This is a genomic window from Ensifer canadensis (assembly GCF_017488845.2).
Taxonomy (GTDB): domain Bacteria; phylum Pseudomonadota; class Alphaproteobacteria; order Rhizobiales; family Rhizobiaceae; genus Ensifer; species Ensifer canadensis.
Map to the genome: position 1 here is coordinate 2,884,222 of NZ_CP083370.1, position 20,389 is coordinate 2,904,610.

The following is a 20,389-nucleotide window of genomic DNA, read 5'->3' on the forward strand; positions in this document are numbered from 1 at the left end:
ATTCAGTCCTCGGTAGTGCGGGGGCTCTGGAAGCTGCGCCGCACCATGCGCTTGACCCGGTATTTGAGGATCGCCGCATTGATCTCTGCGCCGATGATGAAGATCGCCGCGACCATATAGAGGAACACCAGTACGATCATGATCGAAGCGAGACCGGCATAGGTCGAGACATAGGTCGCAAAGGTCGAAAGATAATAGGCGAAGGTGTAGCCGCCGATCGTCCAGCAGAGCAGCGTCAAGAAAATACCGGGCAGCACGTCAATCACTTTGCGGTGACCGTCCGGTAGCCAGAGATGCGACACCAGGAGCCCGCCCGTCACCACGACCAGGGCCAGTGGCAGACTCCAGTTGTCGACGGTTGCCAGCACGCCGTCGAGCCAGGGCAGCCATTCGCCGGCATAACGAAGCGCCAGCGGCACGGCGACGAGCAGGATGCTCAGCGCCGCCAGGATCAGCACCCCGGCAATCACAAACCCGAGGCTGGCAAGGCGCGTCACATACCAGTAGCGGCTTTCCGTCACCCGGTAGGCGCGGTTGAGCGAGACCCGCAAGGCCTCGACCCCATTCGAGGCGAAATAGGCGGCCGCGAGCACCGAAACGGTCAACAGGCCGCCACGCGGAATGGTCAACACCTGGACGATCTCGTTGGCGATCGGGGTAGCGATCGATTCCGGCCAGGCGTCGAAAATGAGATGGACCGCAGTCTCGGCAAACTGATCGGCACCAAGGAAGCTGCCGAGCGCCGTGCCGAAAATCAGGAAGGGGAAGACAGCAAGCAGGGACGAAAGCGCCACATGGCTCGCCATGGCCCAGCCGTCGTCCAGACTGAAGTGCCATAGCGCATCGAACACGACTTTCCAGGTGATGCGAATAAACGCTGGCATTTCCACTCCGGCCCAGTGGCGCCGCGGTCGCGTGCCTTCGCATGCGGATCCTGCGGCGCCGTTCCATGGCATTGACGCTCGTCCGACCGCGACAGCGTACACGGGTTTCGGCTCGCGCAATTCAATTGTATCCCGCCGATGAATATGGGAAACGGGGGCAGGATTGCTACAGGAATCGACAGGATGTCCGATCGTCCCACAATCATTGTCACCGGTTGTTCATCCGGGATCGGCGCCCATTGCGCCCACGCGCTGCATGCGGACGGCTGGCGGGTGTTTGCGACCGTGCGCCGTGACGAAGATCGAGGCGCCCTTGAAAGCCAAGGCATCGAGACCTTCCTGATGGACTATACCAAGCCGGAAACGATCGCCGCCCTGGTCGAAGCGGTGATGGCGCGCTCGGGCGGGCGCATCGATGCGCTGTTCAACAACGGCGCCTACGGCCAAGCCGGCGCGGTCGAGGACCTGCCGACCGAGGCGCTCCGGCTGCAGCTCGAAACCAATGTCATCGGCTGGCACGACCTGACGCGCCGGGTGATCCCCGCCATGCGGGCGCGCGGAAGCGGCCGCATCGTGCAATGCTCCTCCATCCTCGGCATTGTGCCCTACCGCTGGCGCGGCGCCTATAACGCATCGAAGTTTGCGATCGAGGCGCTGTCGCTGACCCTGAGAATGGAACTCGCCGGAAGTGGCATCAAGGTCAGCCTGATCGAGCCGGGGCCGATCGCCTCGAAATTCACCGCCAATGCCGTGACCTATATCGAGCGCTTCATCGACCTGAAGAATTCGGTCCACCGCGCCGAGTACGAGCGGCAGATGCGTCGCCTGAAAGGCGAGAGCAAACCGGTCGCGGGCAAGCTTGGACCGGATGCCGTATATGCAGTCCTAAAGCACGCGCTGGCGGCAAAGAGACCGAAACCGCACTATATTGTAACAAGGCCCGCCAAGCAGGGCGCGTTCCTGAAGAAGCTCCTGCCGGCAGCATTGTTTTACCGCATTATCGGCCGACTCGGCTGAGTGAAAACGCAAGGGAGCATTCGATGTCCAGTTTCGTCACCGGCCTGACCCTGTTCGTCATGGGGCTGGTCGTCATCGTTCTGATCCGCGGCCTCTTGAACATGATGAGGGGTGGCAGCAGCAGCAAATCCAACAAGCTGATGCAGGCCCGTGTACTGCTGCAGGCAGTCGCGATCGTATTGATCATGCTGACGCTATGGATCACCGGCGGCGGCCGCCCCGCCTAAGGAACGTGACGACACCATGGTCAAGCTCAACAAGATCTACACCCGGACGGGCGACAACGGCACCACCGGGCTCGTCTCCGGTCCGCGCCGCCTGAAGAGCGATCTCAGGGTCGATGCCTATGGCGCAGTCGACGAGACCAACGCCTTTGTCGGGCTTGCCCGGCAACACACCGCCGATGTCGCCGATCTCGATGCCACCTTGATGCGGATCCAGAACGATCTCTTCGATCTCGGCGCCGATCTCGCGACACCCGACACCGGCGAGAAGCCGGAATACGAGCCGCTTCGCATCGTCGCAAGCCAAGTCACCTGGCTCGAAACCGAAATCGATCGGCTGAACGCCGATCTCGAACCCCTGCGCTCCTTCGTTCTGCCGGCCGGCAGCGCCGCATCGGCCGCACTGCATGTGGCGCGAACCGTCGCCCGGCGTGCCGAACGGCAGATGGTGGCACTTGCCCAGCTCGAAGCCGAAATCGTCAGCCGCGAGGCGATCGCATATATCAACCGGCTGTCGGATTTCCTGTTCGTCGCCGCCCGTTGGGCAAACGACAAGGGCCATGCCGACGTCCTTTGGATTCCCGGCAAAAACAGATAACGTTTCCCCACTGCACAATCTCACCCTTAAGTCGGGCTCGATTAAAAGGTGAGACTGTGCAGTAAAACAAAGTGTTACGGCGACCATTGCGCGTCTGGACAGGCGCGGCGCCGTAGAATCACGCTTCGGGAGACCGCATGTTCATACCGCTTCACGATAAGAACACCCTGAAGCACATCAAGGTTCAGTATGTGACGATCAGCCTGATTGTCATCAACATCGTTGTTTGGCTGATAACCGGGCCGATCGCCACGGAAGAGTTCGCCAACGCGACGCTTCTGGGCTTCGGCTATATCCCGGCGCTCATCTTCGATTATGCCCAGCTCGATCCGTCGCTGATCATCGTGCCCGACGGTTTCACCTTCATCACCTATTCCTTCCTGCATGGCGGCTTCATGCATCTGGCGATGAACATGCTGTTTCTCTGGGTGTTCGGCGACAATGTCGAAGATGCGCTCGGGCACTTTCGCTTTCTGCTGTTCTACCTTGCCTGTGCCGCTGCCGGGGCCTTGGCCCATGGCCTGTTCGACCCGGCATCGGAAGCGCCTCTGATCGGCGCATCGGGTGCGATCTCCGGCGTGGTCGCCGCCTATTTCCTGTTGCATCCGAAGGTGCGCGTCTGGGTGCTGGTGTTTTTCCGCATCCCCCTGCCCCTGCCGGCGGCCATTCCGCTCGCCTTCTGGATCGGGCAGCAATTCTTCATGCTGGTGGTCGATCCGGGCAGCGGCGTCTCGTGGAGCGCCCATGTCGGCGGCATCGTTGCCGGGCTTGTCCTCGTGGTCATTTTGCGACGCCGCGGCGTGCCGCTCTTCGACCGGACGATCGTCACGCCGCGCGCCGTCGAGCATAAGGTGGAGTCCGTCGTCGTCACGCCGCAACCCACGCCGGAAACGCGGAAGCCGCCGACACCCTGGGGTCGACCAACCGTTTGAAACCGCCGGCTTGGCATTTCCAGCGCCCCGGTTTCGTCACCATTTCAAAGGCTTGATCGTCGCCGCATGATCGCGAAAGAACCGTCATGCCGCATCTGCGAAGAGGTCTTGTCAGCTCACTTTCTTACGTGTACGTAAACGTTATTCCAATTCTCGGGATTATATCGATTTAGCGTCATGCACAGTGATTGTAATTGGAGAAAAAACGCGTATCGATGTCGCCAACCGACAATCAGGCGGCTCCGTTAAGGCGCATTTTCCTGCGAAAGCTCTTGGAGGGAAGAATCCATGAAAATACTTGTGACGGTCAAGCGGGTGGTTGACTACAACGTCAAGATCCGGGTGAAGGCTGACGGCTCGGGTGTCGAGCTTGCCAACGTGAAGATGTCGATGAACCCGTTCGACGAGATCTCGGTGGAAGAGGCGCTGCGGCTGAAGGAAGCCGGCAAGGCCGACGAGGTCGTGGTCGTCTCGGTCGGTCCGGCCAAGGCCGAGGAAACGCTGCGCACGGCGCTCGCCATGGGCGCCGACCGGGCGATCCTGGTCGAGACCGACGACCAGGTCGAGCCGCTCACTGTTGCCAAGATCGTCAAGGGTGTGGCCGAGGCCGAACAGCCGGGGCTGATCATCGTCGGCAAGCAGGCGATCGATGACGATTCGAACCAGACCGGCCAGATGCTGTCGGCGCTCTTGGGCTGGGCCCAGGGCACCTTTGCCTCCAAGGTCGAGATCGGTGACGGCAAGGCAACGGTGACGCGTGAAGTCGACGGCGGCCTGCAGACGATCGACATCAAGCTGCCGGCGGTGGTGACCACCGACCTGCGCCTGAACGAGCCGCGTTATGCCTCGCTTCCCAACATCATGAAGGCGAAGAAGAAGCCGCTCGACAAAAAGACCCCTGCCGACTTCGGTGTCGACACGACCGCGCGGCTGAAGGTGCTGAAGACCGAGGAGCCGGAAGGCCGCAAGGCCGGCATCAAGGTCAAGTCGGTGGCCGAACTGGTCGAAAAGCTCAAGACCGAAGCCGGCGTGCTCTAGTTCATGCTTCCGCAAAGTGGGAACCGGTTTGCGGACAAACGCATGAACCACGTCAGAACCGTTGAGCTCCGATCGCCAAGGGATCGTTGAGCTCGAACCGAAAGGGAGAACAAAACCATGGCTATTCTGCTTCTGGCTGACCACGACGGCAGCCACCTTTCCGACCAGACCGCAAAGGCGCTGACGGCGGCCGCCAAAATCGGCGGCGACGTGCATGTGCTGGTGGCCGGTGCCGGTGCCAAGGCGGCTGCCGACCAGGCCGCCAAGCTTTCCGGCGTTGCCAAGGTGCTGGTGGCCGAGGATGCAAGCCTTGCCAACAATCTGGCCGAACCCTTGGCGGCGCTGATCGTTTCGCTGTCGGGCAATTACGACACCATCCTTGCTGCTGCCACTTCGGTCGGCAAGAACGTCCTGCCGCGGGTTGCAGCGCTTCTCGATGTTGCCCAGGTTTCCGAAATCACCGAGGTGGTCTCGTCCGATACCTTCAAGCGTCCGATCTATGCCGGCAACGCCATCCAGACGGTGCAGACGACGGAAGCGAAAAAGGTCATCACCGTGCGCACCGCCTCGTTCGCCTCCGCTGCCGAAGGTGGCTCGGCTTCGCTCGAGACGATCGCGGCTGCGGCCAATCCGGGTCTGTCGACCTTCGTTGCCGACGCGCTGTCGTCGTCGGATCGTCCGGAGCTGACCTCGGCCAAGATCATCATCTCGGGTGGCCGTGCACTCGGCTCGTCGGAAAAATTCAAGGAAGTGATCCTGCCGGTTGCCGACAAGCTCGGTGCAGCCGTCGGTGCATCGCGCGCGGCGGTCGACGCCGGATATGCCCCAAACGACTGGCAGGTCGGCCAGACCGGCAAGGTGGTCGCCCCCGATCTCTACATTGCCTGCGGCATCTCCGGTGCGATCCAGCATCTGGCCGGCATGAAGGACTCAAAGGTGATCGTCGCCATCAACAAGGACGAGGAGGCGCCGATCTTCCAGGTTGCCGACTACGGCCTCGTCGCCGACCTGTTCGAAGCCCTGCCGGAGCTCGAAAAGGCGCTGTAACCATTCGCCAACCGCACTTCCCGAGCCTCAAGGAAAAGGGCTGGCAAAAGCGCGGACTTGGCATTAACAATCTACCGGGCCGGCCAGACCGGCCCGGTATTTTCGTATGTGACGGCGGCACGGCCGCCAAAATTCTTGAAGATGGATGTTCGCCGCGATGATCAAGACGGTCGGAGTTATTGGTGCCGGGCAAATGGGCTGCGGCATTGCGCATGTTTCGGCGATGGCCGGATACAAGGTGCAGATCTACGATCTTGCCGCTGATCGCATCGAGGCGGGCCTCGCCACCGTCAACGGCAACCTTGCCCGCCAGGTGTCATCAGGCAAGATGACCGACGAGGCTCGCAAGAGCGCGCTGGCGCTGATCAAGGGCTCGTCCGACATCAACGACCTGTCGCAGGTGGACCTCGTCATCGAGGCCGTCACCGAGGACGAAACCATCAAGCGCAAGATCTACGGCCAGGTATGCCCGATCATGAAGCCGGAAGCGCTGCTTGCGACCAACACCTCTTCGCTGTCGATCACCCGCCTTGCATCTGCGACCGACCGTCCGGAAAAGTTCATGGGCATCCACTTCATGAACCCGGTTCCGGTGATGAAGCTGGTCGAGCTCGTGCGCGGCATCGCCACGGACGAAGGCACGTTCAAGGCCGCCAAGGAATTTGTCGGCACGCTCGACAAGACCGTCACGGTCGCCGAAGACTTCCCGGCCTTCATCGTCAACCGCATACTGCTGCCGATGATCAACGAGGCGATCTACACCCTCTATGAGGGCGTCGGCACGGTCGAGGCGATCGACACCGCCATGAAGCTCGGCGCCAACCACCCGATGGGTCCGCTGCAGCTCGCCGACTTCATCGGTCTCGACACCTGCCTGTCGATCATGCAGGTCCTGCACGACGGCTTGGCGGACTCGAAATACCGCCCCTGCCCGCTCCTGGTAAAATACGTCGAAGCTGGTTGGCTCGGCCGCAAGTCCGGCCGCGGCTTCTACGACTACCGCGGCGACGTGCCGGTGCCGACCCGCTAGGTCTGGATTCTGTTCAAGTAAGAACGTCCAATCTCCGCGGGATCCACAACCCTACATCTTGCGCGACAAGGAATTTGCTCGCCATACTGGTAACTTAGCTTAAAGACAGTTCTGTTACGCCCTCTCCTAGTCACGTGGGAGAGAATATGATTTCGCAAGCGATATCCTCAATGGCGGCACGGTCATTCCCCTCACTTTGGAGTGCGAGGGCGTGGCGCTTGGCGCTCATCCTCGGCCTAGCGCCTAATCTGATGATGCTGCTGGTCTTGCCGTTCTATGTGGCCGCACGACCGCTTTCGCCATTCCTTTACTTGATTGGAGGCCTATTCGCGCTGCGCGCCAAACCTACGTTGGCCTACCTGCTATTCCCGCTCATTGCCCTCATCGATTTCGGCCTCGTGGTTATGGTAGCGTTCCACCTGCCGCTCGGCGCTGCAATCCAGTCGGTGCGCTACATGGCATCGCTGGATCTCACCTCTTCCGTATTTTACGTCGTCGTGATCAGCCTCTTTATCGCGAATGGCGTTGCAATCGCCTGCCTCGTGAATCACAATCGACAGGTATTGCGAGGCGCATCGCTACTGCCAGGGGCTCTCGTCGCTTTCAGCGTGGTGATGTTGGAGCGCCATATCAATCGCCCTTTCCTGAAGCAACCTGCTGACTCATTTGAAAGCGCACTCTCGATCAATGGTATCGACGCCGCCGCTGTAGCGAATGGTGGTCGCAACTACGGGCGCTGAATCCCGCGAACTCTGCGGACAATGGGGCGATCACACCGATTATCTTCGCCGGACCAGCTACGACTGCTTTCCGGCCGCCATGGCTGATCGGGGCTATCGAACAATCTCCTATCACGGCTTTTCGCAGAGGATGTTCGAACGGGACAAGTGGTATCCAAGAATCGGTTTTCTCGAATCGCACTTCCTTGAAGGCCTTGCGACCGACAGCAATAGGTTTCACCAGCGCTGCGGCAGCGTTTTCACGGGTCTGTGCGACAACGACATTGCAAGTGCCGTCCGCGACCGGCTGACGACAAACCCGGCTGAGCGGAAACTCCTATACTGGCTGACACTAAATTCCCATATACCTTACGTGCCTAAGCAGGGAGGCAATTTCAAATGCGGCAGTGACGCAGCTGAAATTGCCAATACGAAAGTCTGCGAGCTGACCGAGCTGTGGGCTGACGTTTTTGACGGCGTCGCGTCTATTGCCACAGACCCGAACCTGCCGCCGACCGACATCTTCATCGTTGGTGACCATCCCACGCCGTTGTGGGAACGTGCAGCGGCAGAGCATTTCACCCCCCACAAGGTGCAGTGGCACCTGTTGCGCGACAACCGCACCACAACCCACGGAGAGTGACGCCTACCCGCCCGTGGCCGCTTTGATCAGCGCTTTGGCATCGTCGCTGTCCCAGGCCGCCGGGCCATTCATCGAGCCGATCAGGCATCCCTTGTCGTCGAGCAGCAAGGTTGCCGGCAGGCCGAAGGCAAGGCCTTCCTTCTTCAGATTGTTGAAGACGCCCATTGACGCATCGCGATAGTAGCGCAGGTCGTGCACGGCGGTCTCGTCGAGGAAGGCCTTCGGCTTCTCGTCGTCGCCGACGTCGATGTTGATCGCGACCACCTCGAACTTGTCGCTGCCGAGGGACTTCTGCAGCGCGTTGAGGGCAGGCATTTCCTCGCGGCAGGGGCCACACCAGGTGGCCCAGAGATTGACAAGCATCGTCTTGCCGGCAAAGGCGGCAACCGTCGTCGGCTTGCCGTCCGGGTCGTTGAAATCGAGTGCGATCGGGCGTGGCGAGGCGGCCGGCGACATCGCCGCCACCTGGCCCTTCATGAACGGCGTCAGCGAGGCGACCTTTTCGCCCGTCAACGGGCAGACGGCAGCTGCCGTTTCGGTCGGCTCGGCATTGCCAGACCCCGTCTCCTTCACGTATACCGCAGCCGCACCGATGATCACGCCGAACAAGGCGGCGAGCGCGAACAATTTCACGGCCGGGGGGGATTTCTTCTGGTCGGGCATTTCATTCTCCAAGGCGGGCATTCTTCATGGCTGACGGCAATTCCGAGACAAAAACCTCCAACCAGATGTGGGGCGGTCGCTTCGCCTCGGGTCCGGACGCGATCATGGAGGAGATAAATGCCTCGATCGGCTTCGACAAGAAGCTCTATGCTCAGGACATCCGCGGCTCAATAGCGCATGCGACCATGCTGGCGCATCAAGGCATCATTTCGGCCGAGGACAAAGACAAGATCGTTCACGGTCTCAACACGATCCTGTCAGAGATCGAAAGCGGCCAGTTCGAATTCTCTCGCCGCCTCGAAGACATCCACATGAACATCGAGGCCCGGCTTGCGACCCTGATCGGCCCGGCCGCCGGCCGGCTGCACACGGCCCGCTCGCGTAACGACCAGGTGGCGCTCGATTTCCGTCTGTGGGTCAAGGAAGAGCTGCAGAGGACCGAAAAGGCGCTGACCGGCCTGATCGCCGCCTTCCTCGACCGCGCCGAGGAACATGCCGAGACCGTCATGCCCGGCTTCACCCATCTGCAGACGGCCCAGCCCGTCACCTTCGGCCATCACTGCATGGCCTATGTCGAGATGTTCGGCCGCGACCGCTCGCGCGTGCGCCACGCCATCGAGCACATGGATGAAAGCCCGATCGGCGCGGCCGCCCTTGCCGGCACCGGCTTCCCGATCGATCGGCACATGACCGCGAGCGCACTCGGCTTTGCCGGCCCCACCCGCAATTCGATCGACACAGTTTCGGACCGCGACTTCGCGCTCGAATTCCTGTCGATTGCCGCAATCGCCGCCACGCACATGTCGCGCCTTGCCGAAGAGATCGTCATCTGGTCGACGCCGCAGTTCGGCTTCATTCGTCTGTCCGACGCGTTTTCGACCGGCTCCTCGATCATGCCGCAGAAGAAGAACCCCGATGCCGCCGAGCTGGTGCGCGCCAAGACCGGCCGCATCAACGGCTCGCTGATCGCGCTTCTGACCGTCATGAAGGGCCTGCCGCTCGCCTATTCCAAGGACATGCAGGAAGACAAGGAACAGGTCTTCGACGCGGCCGAGAGCCTCGAACTCGCCGTTGCCGCGATGACCGGCATGGTGCGCGACATGACCATTCGGGCCGACCGGATGAAGGCGGCTGCCGGTTCCGGCTATTCGACAGCGACCGACCTTGCTGACTGGCTGGTACGCGAGGCCGGCCTGCCCTTCCGCGACGCCCACCATGTCACCGGCCGCGCCGTCGCCCTTGCGGAACAGAAGGCCTGCGACCTCGCCGACCTCTCGCTTGAAGACCTGCAGTCGATCCATCCTTCGATCACCGCCAAGGTGTTCGACGTGCTGACCGTCGAGGCCTCGGTCGCCAGTCGCACGTCCTTCGGCGGCACCGCACCGAACGAGGTTCGCAAGCAGATCGCCTGGTGGCGCGCGCGCAACTGATGCTTGTCCCCCGAGACCGCGTTGCGGTTTCGGGGCAACGACGTGCCTGAGCGCAAGGGGCTGAATCCCGTCGCAGAATCAGGGTGCACAAGCGCCGGAAAAATCGATAAGACATCGCACCAGCATCAGTCCCCGCGAAGGAAAATCACGATGACATTCACGAAGGCGGCCCGGTTTGCGCTTCTTCTGGCGATCCCCGGGCTGGTTCTTGTCGGTTGTGGACGCAAGGGCGACCTCGACCGACCCGGCTCGACGGCGCCGATCAACACCCTGGCCCCTGCCGGAACTGCCGAAAAGAAAGAACAGGCTGACGACCGCCCTTTCCTGCTCGATCCCCTCCTCTAAGCCGAGCCACGCCCCGTGAACCATTTCGAATACCGCGACGGAATTCTCTACGCCGAAGACGTGCCGGTGACCGACATCGCCCGCGCCGTCGGAACGCCCTTCTACTGTTACTCGACGGCGACGCTCGAGCGGCACTACAAGGTCTTCTCCAAGGCCTTTGCCGACGTCGATGCGATGGTCTGCTACGCCATGAAGGCCAATTCGAACCAGGCCGTGCTGAAGACGCTTGCGCGCCTTGGCGCCGGCGTCGATGTGGTGTCGGGCGGTGAGTTGCGCCGCGCGCTGGCCGCCGGCATTCCGGCAAGCCGCATCATGTTCTCCGGCGTCGGCAAGACCCCGCAGGAAATGGACCTGGCGCTCGAGGCCGGCATCTACTGCTTCAACGTCGAGTCCGAACCGGAACTCGAGGTCCTGAACCAGCGCGCCGTTCGCGCCGGCAAGCGTGCTCACGTCTCCTTCCGCATCAACCCGGATGTCGACGCGCGCACCCACTCGAAGATCTCGACCGGCAAGAAGGAAAACAAGTTCGGCATTTCGTGGGAGCGTGCCCGCGCCGTCTACGCCCATGCCGCGACACTGCCCGGCATCCAGGTCACCGGCATCGATATGCATATCGGCAGCCAGATCACCGAGCTGCAGCCCTTCGACGACGCTTTCAAGCTGCTGCGCGAACTGGTCGACACGCTACGCAGCGACGGCCACGCGATCGATCACGTCGATATCGGCGGCGGTCTCGGCATTCCCTACAAGGAAGACAACAATCCGCCGCCGCTGCCCGATGCCTATGCCGAAATCGTCAAGAGCCAGCTGCAGTCGCTCGGCTGCAAGATCGTCACCGAGCCGGGCCGGCTGATCGTCGGCAACGCCGGCATCCTCGTGACCGAGGTCATCTACGTCAAGGATGGCGGCGACAAGACCTTCGTCATTGTCGACGGCGCCATGAACGACCTGATCCGCCCGACGCTCTACGAGGCCTATCACGAGATCAGGCCGGTTCGCATTTCAGCCGCCAATGCGCCCCGCATCAAGGCCGACGTCGTCGGCCCGGTGTGCGAGACCGGCGACTATCTGGCGCTTGACCGCGAAATGGCCATGCCGAAGCCGGGCGATCTCTTCGCCATCAGTTCTGCCGGCGCCTATGGCGCTGTCCAGGCGAGCACCTACAACAGCCGGCTGCTGATCCCGGAAGTGCTGGTCAAGGGCGATCGCTTCCACGTGATCCGGCCGCGCCAAAGCTACGATGACCTGATCGGGCTTGATTCGGTTCCGGACTGGCTCGACTGAGCAGTCTTTCGGATCGGACGATGATCTGTGGATCGCCCGCGCGGGCGATCACGATTTTGTTGTCGCCCTCGTCTTCGCCACAAACGATGTTATCCTGATCATTCAATAGGTCGGTCACGAGCGGTCATGAGCGACCGAAAGGGAACTTGGGCGGATGACGCAATTCCGGCAGGATGAAACGCCACAACCGAAGTCGTTTGCCAGAACGCTGGCGCTGAAAAGGTTTGTCGCGCGGGCGGTGTTGATCGCCGAGCAGGTTTTGCCGCGCGCCCTCGTTCCCGCTTCGATCGTGCTCCTGTTTCTGTCGGCCGCCTGGCTCGGCCTCTTCCGCATTGCTCCGCTTTGGCTGCATGCCGCCCTGCTTCTGGGCTTTCTCGTCGCCTTCATCGCCTCCCTCGTTCCGCTGACCCGGTTGAGATTACCTGGGAACGTCGATGCCGATCGGATGCTGGAAGAGCGCAACGCCCTTCCCCACCAGGCGATCCGTGTTCAGGACGACATTCCGGCAACCGGCGGCGCCTTCGGCGAGGCGCTGTGGCGCGAACATCAGACGCGCATGGCGGGGATGATCCGTGCCCTCGACACGGGCCTGCCGCGTCCCGACATTGCCCGCCACGACCCTTTCGCGCTGCGGGCGCTGCCGGTTCTGATCGCCTGCGTCGCTTTCGCCTATTCCTATTCCAACCGGGCGGGGCTTCTCTCGGACGCCTTCCACCTGCCGCAGCCAGCAAGCGAAGTCGCCGACATCCGGGTCGATGCCTGGGTGACACCGCCCGCCTATACCGGGCGTGCGCCCGTCTTCCTCACGGGCCGCCAGGGCGTCGCGTCCCCATCTGACGAAACGGCGGCGATTACCATTCCGCAGTTCAGCGATCTGACCGTGCGCGTCACTGGCGCCGGCACGGAAGAAGCCGTCCGCTATTCGGAACACGGATCGGCCGACGCGATCGTCATCCCGACCGCCGGGGAAAAGCCGGACGAAAAGACTGCGTCAGCGGAACCGGCCGCCCAGAAGGCGCCCGACAATGCCGTGCGCAATCACCTCTACAAGATCGTAAAGGACGGCGAACTCTCCGTCGGTGGCCAGAAGTGGACGTTCAAGATCACCCCCGACAGCGTGCCTCAGATCGCCTTTGACGGCCTGCCAAAGCCCACCCCAAATGCCTCGCTCGACATCGCCTTCCTGGCGAGCGACGACTACGGCATCGCTCAGGCCTGGGCTGAGATCAAGCCTTTGGACGAACAGGCGAAGGACGCACGGCCGCTCTATCCGCTTCCCGAGTATCGTCTCGACCTGCCGCGCCGCAACGCCCGCGAGGCCAAGGGCACGACCAGCCGCAACCTCAGCGAACATCCGCTGGCCGGCAAGCGCGTTCGCGTCACCCTCGTTGCCCGCGATGCCGCCGGTCAGGAGGGGAGAAGCGTGCCGCAGGACATGATCCTTCCGGCGCGGCAATTCTTCAATCCGCTGGCGGGCGCCGTTGCCGAACAGCGACAGGTCTTTGCACTCAACGCCAACGACCTGCCGCGGGCGATCGACCTCAATGACGCGATCGCCAGCTTCGCCGAGGAAACGATCCCCAACCTCACCCATTTCCTGCTCCTGAAATCGGCACGTTCGCGCATGGCGCTGGCGCGCAACGACGACATGCTGCGCGACGCCGCCAAGCATCTCTGGGAAATCGCGCTAGGCATCGAGGATGGCGATCTGTCGCTCGCCGACCGACGTCTGCGCGATGCGCAACAGGCGTTGTCGGATGCGCTTGATCGCAATGCGCCCGACGAGGAAATCGCCAAGCTGATGAAGGAACTGCGCGAGGCCATGCAGGAATATATGCAGGCGCTGGCCAAGGAGGCCGCGAAAAACCCGCGCATGGCCGCCAATCCGGATCAGAACAATGTTCTGCGCCAACAGGATCTGGACAGGATGATGAACCAGATCGAGAACCTGGCGCGATCGGGTGCGCGCGACCAGGCCCGTCAGATGCTGTCGGAGCTTCAGCGTCTGATGAACAACCTGCAGGCCAACCGCGGCCAGCAACAGATGGGCGAACAGAACAACGCCATGCGCGAGCAGATGGACAAGCTCGGCCAGCTGATGCAGGAGCAGCAAAAGCTGATGGACGAGACGTTCAAGCTCGACCAGGCGCAGCGAGACCGCATGCAGCGCGGCGACCCGCTGCAGGGCGAGGACAACGAGCTTTATGGTCAGGACATGCCGCAGGATCCGGGCCAGCGTGGTGACGAGAACGGCCAGCCCAGCCCGCTCGACGACATGACCGCCGAGCAACTGAAGGAAGCGCTGAAGCAGCTGAAGCAGCAGCAGGATGCGTTGGGCAAGCAACTCGGCGAACTGCAGAAGGGTCTGGAGAGCCTTGGCATCAAGCCCGGCAAGGGGTTCGGCGACGCCAAGCGCGAAATGGAAGGCGCCTCCGGCTCCCTTGGCAAGGGCCAGGGCGAACCGGCCGTCGGCAGCCAGGGCCGCGCACTGCAGGCGCTGCGTGACGGCGCCCAGGACATGATGAACCAGATGCAGGCCCAGGGACAAGGACCCGGTCAGGGCGTCCCGCAATACGGCCAGAATGGTCGCGACCCGCTCGGTCGACGCCAGCAGAATGCCGGTCCGGACTTCGGCGACCAGGTGAAAGTTCCCGATGAAATCGACACCCAGCGGGCGCGTGAGATTCTCGACGAAATCCGCCGCCGCCTTGGCAACACGCTGTCGCCCGAGGCCGAGCGCCAGTATCTCGAACGCCTGCTCGACATGCGCTGACCCTCGGCCAAAAGAGCCGGAAACGACGACGGCCCTGGAGCGGAAACGCGCCAGGGCCGTATTCAATTTGTCAGATCGCCAAACAATCAATGCCTCGCCCACGATCGGGCGATGGAGGGGGACCCGTCAGGCAGCGAGCGCCAGGGCCACCGCCTTGCGGATGTCAGGCAGGGAAAAGGGCTTGGAGATGACGTCGACGATCTTGTCGGCGAGATCGTCGGCCCGCTCGCGCTGTTCGGCGTAACCGGTCATCAGCAGGATCTTCATCGCCGGAAAGGCTGCGGACGCCTGATGCGTCAATTCGATGCCGTCCATGACGGGCATGCGGATATCTGACAGCAGCAGATCGAAATTCTCGGTCTGCAGGCAGGCAAGCCCATCTGCGCCGTCTCCAGCCTCCACGGTCTCATGTCCATCGAGCCTCAAGGCCCGGGCGACGAAGGAGCGCAATGCATCCTCGTCCTCGGTAATCAGGATCTTCGCCATCATGGCCTCCCGCGTTCGCTGCAACGGCACGGCTCTCTCGCGAAGAGGCCGGCCCATTCCAATGGATACGGCAACACTCACAAGAATCGTGAGGCAGTCCGCAGCGGCACGTGGCATCCCAGGGGGCGAAACGCGACACGACCCCAAACAACCAGCTTTTTCTTTGTGTTCGGTAAACGCCGGGCGGCTGGATTTCGGAATGCGCGTTTTACAGCGGCCCTGCTTCGAGCGCTGAACGCGGCCTGGAGGTCATTACAGCGCCGCGATCTCAAACGCCGCAGCGCTGCACATTCTCGTCTCTACTCGGCGTCGCCGGTGACGACGCCAACGAAGGGCAGTTCTCGGAACGCGTAAGCCACGTCCATGCCGTAGCCGACGACGAAATGATCAGGGCATTCGAAGCCAACATAGTCGGCCTCGAGCTCGACCTTGCGCTTGACGCGCTTGTCGAGCAGCACCGCAATGGTGACGTTGCGCGCGCCGCGCTCGTACATCAGTTCCTTCGCAAAACGCAGGGTGCGCCCGGATTCCAGGATATCGTCGATCAGGAGCACGTCGCGGCCATGCACGTCGCTATCGATGTCCTTGATGATCTTTACGCCCTGGGAGACCGTGCCGAGCCCGTAGCTCGACAGCGTGATGAACTCGACTTCCGGTGCCAGGCCGGTGTTGTGCATGGCGCGGATCAGGTCCGCGGCAAAGATGAACGAGCCCTTGAGCACCGCGATCACCAGAAGGTCCTTGTGCGGACCCTCGACGATCATGTCGGCAAGCTCGGTGTTGCGTGCGGCGATCGTCTCTGCCGTATAAAGGGGCTCGATATTCTTTCCGCGAACGACGGGCATGCGGTTTCTCCAGCGTTTCATCCGGAAGACAAACGCCTTCCCTTTTGCGCCCGCTTAGCACAATCAGCGCACGGAGACACCGTTTTCGGCGAAGGAAACCTTCACCTCGGGCATTTTTCCACCTGCATATGGGAGCCTGGTCACGAAGCGGCGGCTCTCGCCGGGTGCGATGGCGGCACCCTCCGGCATCAATCGCGTCGCCGTAACCTTGCGGCCATTGCTGACCACATCCACCACGACCAACGGCAGTCGCTGCAGGGCGGAAGAGGAATTGTCGATGGAGCCGTAGACCGAAAGTACCCGCATGCCGCCGGAATAATCGAGCGACGCAGTGACGTCGGTGATCGCCAATGGCTCGCTTTCGACCCCGTCACCGGTCGAAAGGACGATGATAGCCGCAAACGCCGCAAGGGCGAAAGCTGCGACAAGCGCGGCGAACCGGCGTGCCGGCATGGCGCGCAACCAAGTCTCGGCGAGAGACAACAGGCGCCTGAGGGCGGCCTTCTCGTCGCGAACGACCGTCAATGTCGGGCCGTGGCGTCGAGTGTGCCGCCGATTGTCATTGAAAACGGGATAGGGATTGCGGCGGGCCGTCGCCGAAACGGTCTCGAATTCGGCGTCGACATAGTCGACGCGGCGCGGCGCGGGTGCAGCTTCGCGTGGACCGCGGTCCGGTGGCAGCAGATCGGCATAGGCCGCGGCTCCAGCCGATTTCGTGCGGAATGCCTGCATCGCCTTTTCCTCCTGGATCGCGGACGGACCTGCCATCCATGCGAAACCATCGGGCAATGCGCCGATCCCTGGCGGTGCAAGAATCAGGGCATTGCATCAAATCTTTCCGACACGTAAACCGAAATGGTTAATGCTTCGGAAAGAGGCCGTGAAAGCGGCGTCTTTTCATGAAAAATTAACCGCTGCTTAACCATGATTCCGCTGGCGGTTTTGCCTTTCGGCGCTTGGCGTCCTATGCGCAGATAGCCGTCCCCAAGCAGAACCGCACGGGTCGTGAGAGAGATGGGTACCCATTGATTCATTTTGAGAACGTCGGATTGCGTTATGGCATGGGGCCGGAAATTCTCCGGGACCTGACCTTCGACATTCCGCGCCGGTCGTTCCAATTCCTCACCGGCCCCTCCGGCGCCGGCAAGACGACGCTGTTGCGCCTGCTCTTCCTCTCGCTGCAGCCGACGCGCGGTCTGATCCGCATGTTCGACCGCAACATTTCGTCGATCCCGCGCGAAGAGTTCCCCATGCTGCGCCGGCGCGTCGGCATCGTTTTCCAGGACTTCCGCCTGCTCGATCATCTGACCACCTATGAGAACGTTGCGCTTCCGCTGCGCGTGCGCGGCAAGGACGAATCGAGCTACCGCGCCGACGTGCTCGAACTGTTGAAATGGGTTGGGCTTGGCGAGCGCATCAATGTGCTGCCGCCCGTACTTTCCGGCGGCGAGAAGCAACGCGCGGCAATCGCCCGCGCGCTGATTGACCGCCCCGAAATCCTGCTTGCGGACGAGCCGACCGGCAACGTCGACCCGCCGATGGCCCGCCGCTTGCTGAACCTCTTCCTCGAACTCAACCGGCTCGGCACCGCCGTCGTCATTGCCACCCACGATCTGTCGCTGATGGATCAGGTCGAGGCGCGGCGCATGATCCTTTCGCAAGGGCGGCTCGATATCTATGAGTGAGGGCCGCACCAAACGCACCCATGAGGTGCCGGAGCAGCAACCGGAACCGCAGCAGCAGCCGCGCCGCACGGAGATGCGCGTGCGCCCGATGGGGCCGATCGTGCCGTCGACGAACGTGTCCGGTCACGCGCTGATGTGCGTGATCGCGATCATGTCGTTCCTCGCCTGCCTCACGCTCGGCGGTGTCAGCATGGTGCGCGCCACGGCCCAAAGCTGGCAGAGCCAGATTTCCCGCGAGATCACCATCCAGATCAAACCGGACGACGGTCTCGATATGGAAAAGGCGCTTGCCGATGCGCGAGATCTGGCCCTGACCTTCAGCGGAGCGACAGGTGGCAACATCGTCGACCGCGCAGCAACGGCCCGCCTGCTTGAGCCCTGGCTCGGCGAAGGCCTCGATCTCGACGAATTGCCCGTTCCCCGCCTCGTCATCATCACCATCGATGAAAACAATCCGCCCGATTTCGCAGCCATGCGCAAGGCGCTGACCGAGATCATCCCGCAGGCCTTCCTCGACGATCACCGTACCTGGGTGGACCGCCTGGTGGCGATGGCAAACACCACGGCAATGATCGGGACCGGCGTGCTGATCCTCGTTTTCTCGACCATGGTGCTGACCGTCATCTTCGCCACGCGCGGCGCACTGTCCGGAAACCGCCATATCGTCGAAGTGCTGCATTTCGTCGGCGCCGAGGCAGGATTCGTGGCATCGGAGTTCCAGAAGCATTTCCTCAGAATAAGCCTCAAGGGGGCCGGCGCCGGCGGGCTGCTGGCGGCGCTGTTCTTCGCGCTTGCTGGCTACTGGCAATCGCGCACATTGGCGACGCCGGAAACGGACCAGGCCACCGCCCTCTTCGGCACGTTCACCATCGGTTACAGTGGCTATCTCGGTATTCTTGCCATCATGATCGTCATTGCGGTGTTGACGACGCTGACGGCTCGGCTCACGGTAACGCGCACGATCTACGAGATCGACCTGATCCGCTCTGATCCCGGACGTACGGATACCTACCAAAGCTGACGCCCAGATGTTTCACCTTTATTCGATCCATTCCTTGCCGCAATCTGGCGCTATCTGAAGAGAATCATGATGGCGCAAGGACTTCGCGGGAGCGGGATGGCCGGAGGAGGCAAATGGCAAGGCGGGGCCGAGCAGGAACGCCGACCCCGTAGTCCCTTGCGCAAAATTCTCCGCCGGACCTTTTTCATTCTGCTTGTGCCGTTCGCGATCGTGGTCGCGGCCTTCCTCAATTTCGCCGATACCGTCGCGTCCATGCAACCGCCGGAAGACCCGAAGGCGGAAGCGATCGTCGTCTTGACCGGCGGCTTCCAGCGCATCGATCAGGCGGTCGACCTCTTGAAATCCGGGGCCGGCAAAAGGCTGCTGATTTCGGGCGTCCACCCGGCGACCACCGGCAGCCAGATCCGGCGCAACACCCAAAGCTCGGCCGATCTCTTCAAATGCTGCGTCGACATCGGCCACGAGGCGATCGACACGATCGGCAATGCGACCGAGGCGAGCCAATGGATCAGCGATCACGGCTACAAGCGCGTACTTGTTGTGACCAACAACTACCATATGCCGCGAAGCCTGCTCGAGTTGCGTCGCGCCCGCCCGGAGACCGAATTCATCGCCTATCCTGTCGTCAACTCCGACCTCAAGACGACGAACTGGCTGCGCAATCCGATGGTGCTGAAATCGATCCTGCTGGAGTTCGGCAAGTATTCCGTCGCCTCCGTGCGCGATATGGCCGGTGCCCGCCCGGCGAGCGGATTGCGCACCGTTCCCTCGCGTGCGACACCGGCCGAAGAATAATCGCTGCCACCCCTTAATCAGCAAAGTGACGACGGGCGGTTTTCCTTCGGCGTTTATTCGTGTACGCAGCGATCCATCGGCCCACGGGCTGGATATCCCTGAACTCGCCTCGAGAGCCTGCTGATGATCGTCCTGCGTTCGGTCCTTTTCAATCTGGTCTTCTACGTCAATCTGATCCTGCAGATGATTGTCTTCACGCCGGCCTATTTTCTGATGTCGCGGAAGAAGGCCTGGTTCGTTCCGAAGAACTGGGCGCGCAGCAATCATTGGCTGTTCAAAAAGATTGTCGGCACGACCTTCGAGATCGAGGGCTTGGAGAACATCCCCAAGAGCGGCTACATCTTCGCGCCCAAGCACCAGTCGTTCTGGGATGTCTATGCGCTCCTGCCCTGGCTCAACGATCCCTTCTTCATTCTCAAGCGCGAACTGACCTGGATCCCGCTCTTCGGCTGGTACGTCCGCAAGCAGCGCATGGTGCCGGTGAACCGTGCCGCGCGTGGCCGGGCCATGACCGAAGTCATGGATCGGACCAAGCAGGAAATGGCGTCCGGCCGAGAACTGATCATCTATCCCGAAGGCACCCGCAGGCCGCCCGGCGCACCGCCGCACTATAAATATGGCATCGCCCGACTTTACCGTGACCTCAACGTGCCTGTTGTGCCCGTCGCCATGCATCCAGGCCTGTTCTGGCCGCGCCGCAAGTTTCTGCGTTTCCCCGGCCATTTCAAGGTTCGCGTGCTGCCGCCGATCGAGGCGGGCCTCGATCCGGACGAGTTCCTCGCCAGGCTGATCGAGGTGACCGAGACGGCAAGCGACGAGCTTCTGATCGAGACGGTCAGAAACAACCCGCATCTGCCGCTGCCGCCGACGGCAAAGCAGCGCCTTGCCGAACTGAAGGCGATGGGCCGCGGCTAAACCGAGCCTGATCCC

Annotated in this window: 22 protein-coding genes; 17 read left to right on the forward strand and 5 right to left on the reverse strand. The window is 62.0% G+C overall.

Translation table 11 applies throughout. The annotated features are described in order from the left end of the window. Window positions 1-2 precede the first annotated feature (2 nt). Window positions 3-884 (reverse strand): YihY/virulence factor BrkB family protein, encoded by an 882-nt coding sequence (locus J3R84_RS14150; RefSeq protein ID WP_025424624.1) that lies wholly within the window; start codon window positions 882-884, stop codon window positions 3-5. Window positions 885-1,067: 183 nt separating this feature from the next. On the opposite strand from J3R84_RS14150, the gene J3R84_RS14155 reads away from it, so the two are divergent. From J3R84_RS14155 to J3R84_RS14195, 9 genes are all read left to right on the forward strand, one after another. Continuing rightward, window positions 1,068-1,901, forward strand: a complete 834-nt coding sequence (locus J3R84_RS14155; protein WP_025424625.1) for an SDR family oxidoreductase — start codon at window positions 1,068-1,070, stop codon at window positions 1,899-1,901. 23 nt (window positions 1,902-1,924) lie between these two features. Next, the gene (locus tag J3R84_RS14160) at window positions 1,925-2,128 is read left to right on the forward strand and encodes a twin transmembrane helix small protein (protein ID WP_025424626.1); all 204 of its coding nucleotides are present in this window, start codon (window positions 1,925-1,927) and stop codon (window positions 2,126-2,128) included. 16 nt (window positions 2,129-2,144) lie between these two features. Next, on the forward strand, window positions 2,145-2,723 hold the full coding sequence (locus J3R84_RS14165) for a cob(I)yrinic acid a,c-diamide adenosyltransferase (RefSeq protein ID WP_025424627.1): 579 nt from the start codon (window positions 2,145-2,147) through the stop codon (window positions 2,721-2,723). 137 nt (window positions 2,724-2,860) lie between these two features. Next, a complete protein-coding gene (locus J3R84_RS14170) occupies window positions 2,861-3,655 on the forward strand; it encodes a rhomboid family intramembrane serine protease (protein WP_025424628.1) in 795 nt (264 codons plus the stop codon). Window positions 3,656-3,943: 288 nt separating this feature from the next. Then, entirely contained in the window at window positions 3,944-4,693 is a 750-nt protein-coding gene (locus tag J3R84_RS14175) for an electron transfer flavoprotein subunit beta/FixA family protein (protein WP_025430629.1), read from the forward strand. Window positions 4,694-4,810: 117 nt separating this feature from the next. Then, the gene (locus J3R84_RS14180) at window positions 4,811-5,740 is read left to right on the forward strand and encodes an electron transfer flavoprotein subunit alpha/FixB family protein (protein ID WP_107028036.1); all 930 of its coding nucleotides are present in this window, start codon (window positions 4,811-4,813) and stop codon (window positions 5,738-5,740) included. Between the two features lie 157 nt (window positions 5,741-5,897). Then, window positions 5,898-6,770, forward strand: coding sequence for a 3-hydroxybutyryl-CoA dehydrogenase (locus J3R84_RS14185; protein ID WP_038576434.1), 873 nt, complete (start codon window positions 5,898-5,900; stop codon window positions 6,768-6,770). A gap of 218 nt (window positions 6,771-6,988) precedes the next feature. After that, complete coding sequence (locus J3R84_RS14190) at window positions 6,989-7,510, forward strand: hypothetical protein (protein WP_144239123.1); 522 nt, start codon at window positions 6,989-6,991, stop codon at window positions 7,508-7,510. After that, on the forward strand, window positions 7,485-8,132 hold the full coding sequence (locus tag J3R84_RS14195; protein ID WP_144239124.1) for a sulfatase-like hydrolase/transferase: 648 nt from the start codon (window positions 7,485-7,487) through the stop codon (window positions 8,130-8,132). The genes J3R84_RS14190 and J3R84_RS14195 overlap by 26 nt, the downstream gene beginning before the upstream one ends. A gap of 3 nt (window positions 8,133-8,135) precedes the next feature. Here J3R84_RS14195 and tlpA read toward each other — a convergent pair whose 3' ends face one another. Next, complete coding sequence (gene tlpA / locus J3R84_RS14200; RefSeq protein ID WP_025424633.1) at window positions 8,136-8,795, reverse strand: thiol:disulfide interchange protein TlpA; 660 nt, start codon at window positions 8,793-8,795, stop codon at window positions 8,136-8,138. A 26-nt stretch (window positions 8,796-8,821) separates the two neighbouring features. Here tlpA and argH point away from each other — a divergent pair, with 26 nt between their 5' ends. From argH to J3R84_RS14220, 4 genes are all read left to right on the forward strand, one after another. Further along, window positions 8,822-10,225, forward strand: coding sequence for an argininosuccinate lyase (gene argH / locus J3R84_RS14205; protein WP_025424634.1), 1,404 nt, complete (start codon window positions 8,822-8,824; stop codon window positions 10,223-10,225). 150 nt (window positions 10,226-10,375) lie between these two features. Next, complete coding sequence (lptM, locus tag J3R84_RS14210) at window positions 10,376-10,570, forward strand: LPS translocon maturation chaperone LptM (protein WP_203529795.1); 195 nt, start codon at window positions 10,376-10,378, stop codon at window positions 10,568-10,570. Window positions 10,571-10,585: 15 nt separating this feature from the next. After that, on the forward strand, window positions 10,586-11,854 hold the full coding sequence (gene lysA, locus J3R84_RS14215; RefSeq protein WP_025424636.1) for a diaminopimelate decarboxylase: 1,269 nt from the start codon (window positions 10,586-10,588) through the stop codon (window positions 11,852-11,854). A 154-nt stretch (window positions 11,855-12,008) separates the two neighbouring features. Continuing rightward, window positions 12,009-14,627: a TIGR02302 family protein gene (locus J3R84_RS14220; protein ID WP_025424637.1), complete on the forward strand. Its 2,619-nt coding sequence runs from the start codon at window positions 12,009-12,011 to the stop codon at window positions 14,625-14,627. A 126-nt stretch (window positions 14,628-14,753) separates the two neighbouring features. On the opposite strand, the gene J3R84_RS14225 is transcribed toward J3R84_RS14220, so the two are convergent. From J3R84_RS14225 to J3R84_RS14235, 3 genes are all read right to left on the reverse strand, one after another. Beyond that, window positions 14,754-15,113: a response regulator gene (locus tag J3R84_RS14225; protein ID WP_025424638.1), complete on the reverse strand. Its 360-nt coding sequence runs from the start codon at window positions 15,111-15,113 to the stop codon at window positions 14,754-14,756. A gap of 299 nt (window positions 15,114-15,412) precedes the next feature. Continuing rightward, window positions 15,413-15,958: a hypoxanthine phosphoribosyltransferase gene (hpt, locus tag J3R84_RS14230; RefSeq protein WP_025424639.1), complete on the reverse strand. Its 546-nt coding sequence runs from the start codon at window positions 15,956-15,958 to the stop codon at window positions 15,413-15,415. Window positions 15,959-16,021: 63 nt separating this feature from the next. Then, entirely contained in the window at window positions 16,022-16,726 is a 705-nt protein-coding gene (locus J3R84_RS14235; RefSeq protein WP_225906529.1) for a hypothetical protein, read from the reverse strand. A 257-nt stretch (window positions 16,727-16,983) separates the two neighbouring features. Between J3R84_RS14235 and ftsE the strand changes: the two genes are divergently transcribed. The 4 genes from ftsE to J3R84_RS14255 all read left to right on the forward strand — a co-directional run bounded on the left by ftsE (window position 16,984) and on the right by J3R84_RS14255 (window position 20,374). Next, a complete protein-coding gene (gene ftsE, locus J3R84_RS14240) occupies window positions 16,984-17,643 on the forward strand; it encodes a cell division ATP-binding protein FtsE (protein ID WP_063934108.1) in 660 nt (219 codons plus the stop codon). Between the two features lie 73 nt (window positions 17,644-17,716). Continuing rightward, window positions 17,717-18,664, forward strand: coding sequence for a cell division protein FtsX (locus J3R84_RS14245; RefSeq protein WP_107028041.1), 948 nt, complete (start codon window positions 17,717-17,719; stop codon window positions 18,662-18,664). A 96-nt stretch (window positions 18,665-18,760) separates the two neighbouring features. Beyond that, the gene (locus J3R84_RS14250) at window positions 18,761-19,459 is read left to right on the forward strand and encodes a YdcF family protein (protein WP_025424643.1); all 699 of its coding nucleotides are present in this window, start codon (window positions 18,761-18,763) and stop codon (window positions 19,457-19,459) included. 123 nt (window positions 19,460-19,582) lie between these two features. Beyond that, window positions 19,583-20,374, forward strand: coding sequence for a lysophospholipid acyltransferase family protein (locus tag J3R84_RS14255; RefSeq protein WP_203529794.1), 792 nt, complete (start codon window positions 19,583-19,585; stop codon window positions 20,372-20,374). Window positions 20,375-20,389: the final 15 nt, after the last annotated feature.

What these genes read in the sequence shown, in the direction of transcription:
- J3R84_RS14165 (WP_025424627.1), top strand. Translation starts at nt 2,145, where the DNA reads ATGGTCAAGCTCAACAAGATCTACACCCGGACGGGCGACAACGGCACC.
- J3R84_RS14185 (WP_038576434.1), top strand. Translation starts at nt 5,898, where the DNA reads ATGATCAAGACGGTCGGAGTTATTGGTGCCGGGCAAATGGGCTGCGGC.
- J3R84_RS14255 (WP_203529794.1), top strand. Translation starts at nt 19,583, where the DNA reads ATGATCGTCCTGCGTTCGGTCCTTTTCAATCTGGTCTTCTACGTCAAT.
- J3R84_RS14220 (WP_025424637.1), top strand. Translation starts at nt 12,009, where the DNA reads ATGACGCAATTCCGGCAGGATGAAACGCCACAACCGAAGTCGTTTGCC.
- J3R84_RS14170 (WP_025424628.1), top strand. Translation starts at nt 2,861, where the DNA reads ATGTTCATACCGCTTCACGATAAGAACACCCTGAAGCACATCAAGGTT.
- J3R84_RS14235 (WP_225906529.1), bottom strand. Translation starts at nt 16,726, where the DNA reads ATGGCAGGTCCGTCCGCGATCCAGGAGGAAAAGGCGATGCAGGCATTC.
- J3R84_RS14150 (WP_025424624.1), bottom strand. Translation starts at nt 884, where the DNA reads ATGCCAGCGTTTATTCGCATCACCTGGAAAGTCGTGTTCGATGCGCTA.
- J3R84_RS14245 (WP_107028041.1), top strand. Translation starts at nt 17,717, where the DNA reads ATGCGCGTGCGCCCGATGGGGCCGATCGTGCCGTCGACGAACGTGTCC.
- lptM (WP_203529795.1), top strand. Translation starts at nt 10,376, where the DNA reads ATGACATTCACGAAGGCGGCCCGGTTTGCGCTTCTTCTGGCGATCCCC.
- tlpA (WP_025424633.1), bottom strand. Translation starts at nt 8,795, where the DNA reads ATGCCCGACCAGAAGAAATCCCCCCCGGCCGTGAAATTGTTCGCGCTC.
- J3R84_RS14160 (WP_025424626.1), top strand. Translation starts at nt 1,925, where the DNA reads ATGTCCAGTTTCGTCACCGGCCTGACCCTGTTCGTCATGGGGCTGGTC.
- J3R84_RS14175 (WP_025430629.1), top strand. Translation starts at nt 3,944, where the DNA reads ATGAAAATACTTGTGACGGTCAAGCGGGTGGTTGACTACAACGTCAAG.
- J3R84_RS14225 (WP_025424638.1), bottom strand. Translation starts at nt 15,113, where the DNA reads ATGGCGAAGATCCTGATTACCGAGGACGAGGATGCATTGCGCTCCTTC.
- J3R84_RS14155 (WP_025424625.1), top strand. Translation starts at nt 1,068, where the DNA reads ATGTCCGATCGTCCCACAATCATTGTCACCGGTTGTTCATCCGGGATC.
- J3R84_RS14195 (WP_144239124.1), top strand. Translation starts at nt 7,485, where the DNA reads ATGGTGGTCGCAACTACGGGCGCTGAATCCCGCGAACTCTGCGGACAA.
- J3R84_RS14180 (WP_107028036.1), top strand. Translation starts at nt 4,811, where the DNA reads ATGGCTATTCTGCTTCTGGCTGACCACGACGGCAGCCACCTTTCCGAC.
- hpt (WP_025424639.1), bottom strand. Translation starts at nt 15,958, where the DNA reads ATGCCCGTCGTTCGCGGAAAGAATATCGAGCCCCTTTATACGGCAGAG.
- J3R84_RS14250 (WP_025424643.1), top strand. Translation starts at nt 18,761, where the DNA reads ATGGCCGGAGGAGGCAAATGGCAAGGCGGGGCCGAGCAGGAACGCCGA.
- argH (WP_025424634.1), top strand. Translation starts at nt 8,822, where the DNA reads ATGGCTGACGGCAATTCCGAGACAAAAACCTCCAACCAGATGTGGGGC.